Annotated in this window: 4 protein-coding genes; 3 read left to right on the forward strand and 1 reads right to left on the reverse strand. The window is 31.3% G+C overall.

Annotated features, from left to right (window positions below):
• Window positions 1-188 precede the first annotated feature (188 nt).
• Both salA and BM319_RS24245 read left to right on the forward strand, forming a co-directional pair.
• Entirely contained in the window at window positions 189-1,250 is a 1,062-nt protein-coding gene (gene salA, locus BM319_RS24240) for an iron-sulfur carrier protein/transcriptional regulator SalA (protein WP_069033630.1), read from the forward strand.
• Window positions 1,251-1,442: 192 nt separating this feature from the next.
• Window positions 1,443-2,030 carry a KinB-signaling pathway activation protein gene (locus tag BM319_RS24245; RefSeq protein WP_069033631.1) on the forward strand — a complete coding sequence of 196 codons (588 nt, stop codon included), beginning with the start codon at window positions 1,443-1,445 and terminating at the stop codon, window positions 2,028-2,030.
• Between the two features lie 21 nt (window positions 2,031-2,051).
• Here BM319_RS24245 and pdaB read toward each other — a convergent pair whose 3' ends face one another.
• The gene (gene pdaB / locus BM319_RS24250; protein WP_069033632.1) at window positions 2,052-2,819 is read right to left on the reverse strand and encodes a polysaccharide deacetylase family sporulation protein PdaB; all 768 of its coding nucleotides are present in this window, start codon (window positions 2,817-2,819) and stop codon (window positions 2,052-2,054) included.
• 158 nt (window positions 2,820-2,977) lie between these two features.
• Between pdaB and BM319_RS24900 the strand changes: the two genes are divergently transcribed.
• The gene (locus BM319_RS24900; protein WP_175403482.1) at window positions 2,978-3,154 is read left to right on the forward strand and encodes a hypothetical protein; all 177 of its coding nucleotides are present in this window, start codon (window positions 2,978-2,980) and stop codon (window positions 3,152-3,154) included.
• The last annotated feature ends 273 nt before the right edge of the window (window positions 3,155-3,427 follow it).

The following is a 3,427-nucleotide window of genomic DNA, read 5'->3' on the forward strand; positions in this document are numbered from 1 at the left end:
AACTTCGTGCCTGGAAAGACAAACGTATTCAATTAGCTTGAAAATCAAATTTTTTGGACTTCGTCTACGATAAGGAACCGCCGAATTATTCGGTGGTTTTCATTTTTACTAACTAATTAATGTTACTTAAGACTAACTATGATACATGTGTTATACTATTTAGTATATTAAGATAACGAGGTGTAAATATGCTTACCAATGAACAAGTATTATCACTTTTAGGTACAATTAATGAGCCATTTTTAAATAAATCATTAGCAGAATTAGATGCTGTTAAAGAAATATCGATTAAAGAAGAGAAGAAACATGTAAGCGTTAAAATTGCTTTGTTGAAAACGGGGACAGCTGAACAAATGCAAATTCAAACACAAATTGTTCAGTTATTAAAGCAGAATGGTGCCGATACAGTTGGAATTCGATTTACTGAACTTACAGAAGAAGAAAAAGGTCAGTTTATTGATAACAATGAAGAAAACTCAACACTTTCACTATTAGATAATAAAAAAGTACAATTTTTAGCAATCGCAAGTGGAAAAGGTGGAGTAGGAAAATCAACTGTTTCTGTAAACTTAGCTGTTGCTTTAGCAAGATTAGGTAAAAAAGTGGGTATAATTGATGCTGATATTTATGGCTTTAGTGTACCTGATATGATGGGAATTACGACAAGACCTGTGATCAGAGGTGAGCGTATCATTCCAGTTGATCGTTTTGGAGTAAAGGTCATCTCAATGGGATTCTTTGTAGAAGATAATTCACCAATTATTTGGAGAGGTCCAATGCTTGGTAAAATGCTACAACAGTTTTTCACAGAAGTTGAGTGGGGAGATTTAGACTATTTATTACTAGATTTACCACCAGGTACAGGAGATGTAGCGTTAGACGTTCATAGCATGTTACCATCTTGTAAAGAAATAATTGTAACGACACCACATCCTACAGCTTCAATTGTTGCAGCTAGAGCGGGAGTAATGGCATTAAAAACAAATCATGAAATTATTGGTGTTGTAGAGAATATGAGTTATTTTGAAAGTAAAAAAACGGGCGAAAAAGAGTATGTTTTTGGTAAAGGTGGAGGAGAAAGGCTTGCAAAAGAGCTTCAAACAACTCTATTAGGACAATTACCTTTACAGCAGCCTGATTGGGATGAAGAGGACTTTGCTCCTTCAATATATGATAAAGATCACCCAACTGGTAAAATCTATACGTCGATTGCTAATCAAGTAGTCGAAAAAATCGTATTAAATAAATAATAAACAATACCCTTTTAATTTATATGCTTGTTTTTTGTTATCAATGGTTATACGATAACCATTGATAATATTTAGACATGAATTAAATTATTAGGGTATTTATATTGATTAAATAGTTAATAAAGTTTTATATGAATCGTTAATTTTAGAAGAAAATCAGAAGCTTTGTGAAATCGGGGGATTAAGAAACGAATGACGAGTCGGAAATTGGTTCGATTATTTTTAACAACATTACTAGTTGGTGGAATCGCAACAATCGTAACGGGTATGCTTTATGGGTATAAAGAGTACTTAAGTTATGTTCAAGATGGTAGATTTATTAAACTTCTAGTAGAAGTATCATTTTTATTTATATTAGGATTAGTATTCAGTGCAGTAAGTCAGATGGGATTCTTTGCATATTTGACGATACATAGATTCGGATTAGGCTTATTTAAGTCATTATGGAATACAGTTCAAATTGTGTTAATCATATTTGCTTTATTTGATTTAGCTTATTTTCGATTTAAAGAGTATGCGCACGGAGAAGCTTTTACTTTATATTTAATATTCCCAATAGTGCTTTTGGTAGGTAGTTTGATTGTTTCTTATATAAAAATGAAAGAAACAAACAAAGGGGCGTTTATTCCAGCATTATTTTTTATGATTGTCGTTACAATCGTTGAATGGGTCCCAGCATTAAGACAAAATGATCTTTCGTGGTTAATTTTAATGTTAGTACCTTTATTTATTTGTAATGCGTATCAGTTATTAACTCTACACAAAATACTAAAAAGCTAAGAGAAATATCTCTTAGCTTTTTTATTTTACAATTTTAATATTGGTTTTAGTATTAGATATCATTTGAGAAACAGTTATGTTTTTATATCCTTCGTCTTTTAGGTAGGACCAAATTAATGGCAATGCTTTTGGCGTTTGAAGTGCCGAATCACTTGCATGAAGCAAAATGATGTCGCCCGGATCAGTATTATTTTCTACGGTTTTAACAATTTTATTTGTTCCCGGATTTCTCCAGTCTTCAGTATTAACACTCCAATGTATCACAGAAAGATTGTTCCGTGCAGCAAGCTTTATAACTTCTTTATTATATTCACCATTTGGTGGTCTAAATAACTTAACGTCTTTTACACCTAGACGATTAAATACTTCTGCTGAATTATTTAAATCTCTTTGCATTTCAACTGGAGTTAGTTGGGTGTAGCTTTTATAACGATACCCAAGTGTTCCAATTTCGTGACCTTGTTTAACGATTGTTTCAACGATTTCTGGATGTCGCTCTGCCCATGATGCAGATAAGAAAAAAGTGGCATTCGTAATTTTTTGATTTCGTAATACGTCCAAAACTTTGAGTACATTTTCATCGCCCCAGCTTATATCAAAAGTAAGAGCTACATTTTTTTGTGAGGCATCACCTTTGTAAATTGCCATTGGCCCCTTGTTTGTTGAAAAAGTTGAAAATGTTTTAGGTGCTTGTATATAAACTAAGCAAGCTGTAAAAAATGCAATAATAGTAATTAAAGAAAATTGCTTTAATTTTCTTTTTGAAGTGATGTAAAAGTAAAAAAGCATAAAATCGCCTTCTTTCTTGTCCAAGTTCTTATATAAAGGATATGAGATTTAGTAAGCTTGTATGCTATAAAACGAAATGATTAAATGTTTTAAGTATTTAGAACAATAATAATGGGTTTAAAATCGAATTAAACCAAAAGTGCCATGGGGTGGGGGTTATGTTTGGAATACTTCTAAATAAGGAGCATGTATTAGAGATCGAGTCACTCATAATACGTTCGCTATATGAATTAGATAAAGAGCTATCATCGCATAATTTAAATGGTAGAGTTAGAAATGAAATGATTCAAAAGAAGAAAATCCTAAACGAAGTGTATAATAGATTACCGTTATAGGAGAATTCGCTTAAATAGGCTTGTACATTTATCCCATGAAAAAGATTTTAAAAAAAATCAATTTTTATGTTGACGTTATATTTGAATACGTGGTATATTATTTCTTGTCTTCAACGACAACAAAAACTGATTCAACAAATTAAAAAAATAATTTTTAAAAAATGTTGACAGGCTATATTACGAAATGGTAATATTAAAAAGTCGCTTACGAGCGATAAAGTGAACTTTGAAAACTAAACAAAACATGAAGTAAACGTCAATTATTAGTTTTTT

Source organism: Bacillus sp. UNCCL81, assembly GCF_900112535.1.
GTDB lineage: Bacteria > Bacillota > Bacilli > Bacillales > Bacillaceae_G > Gottfriedia > Gottfriedia luciferensis_B.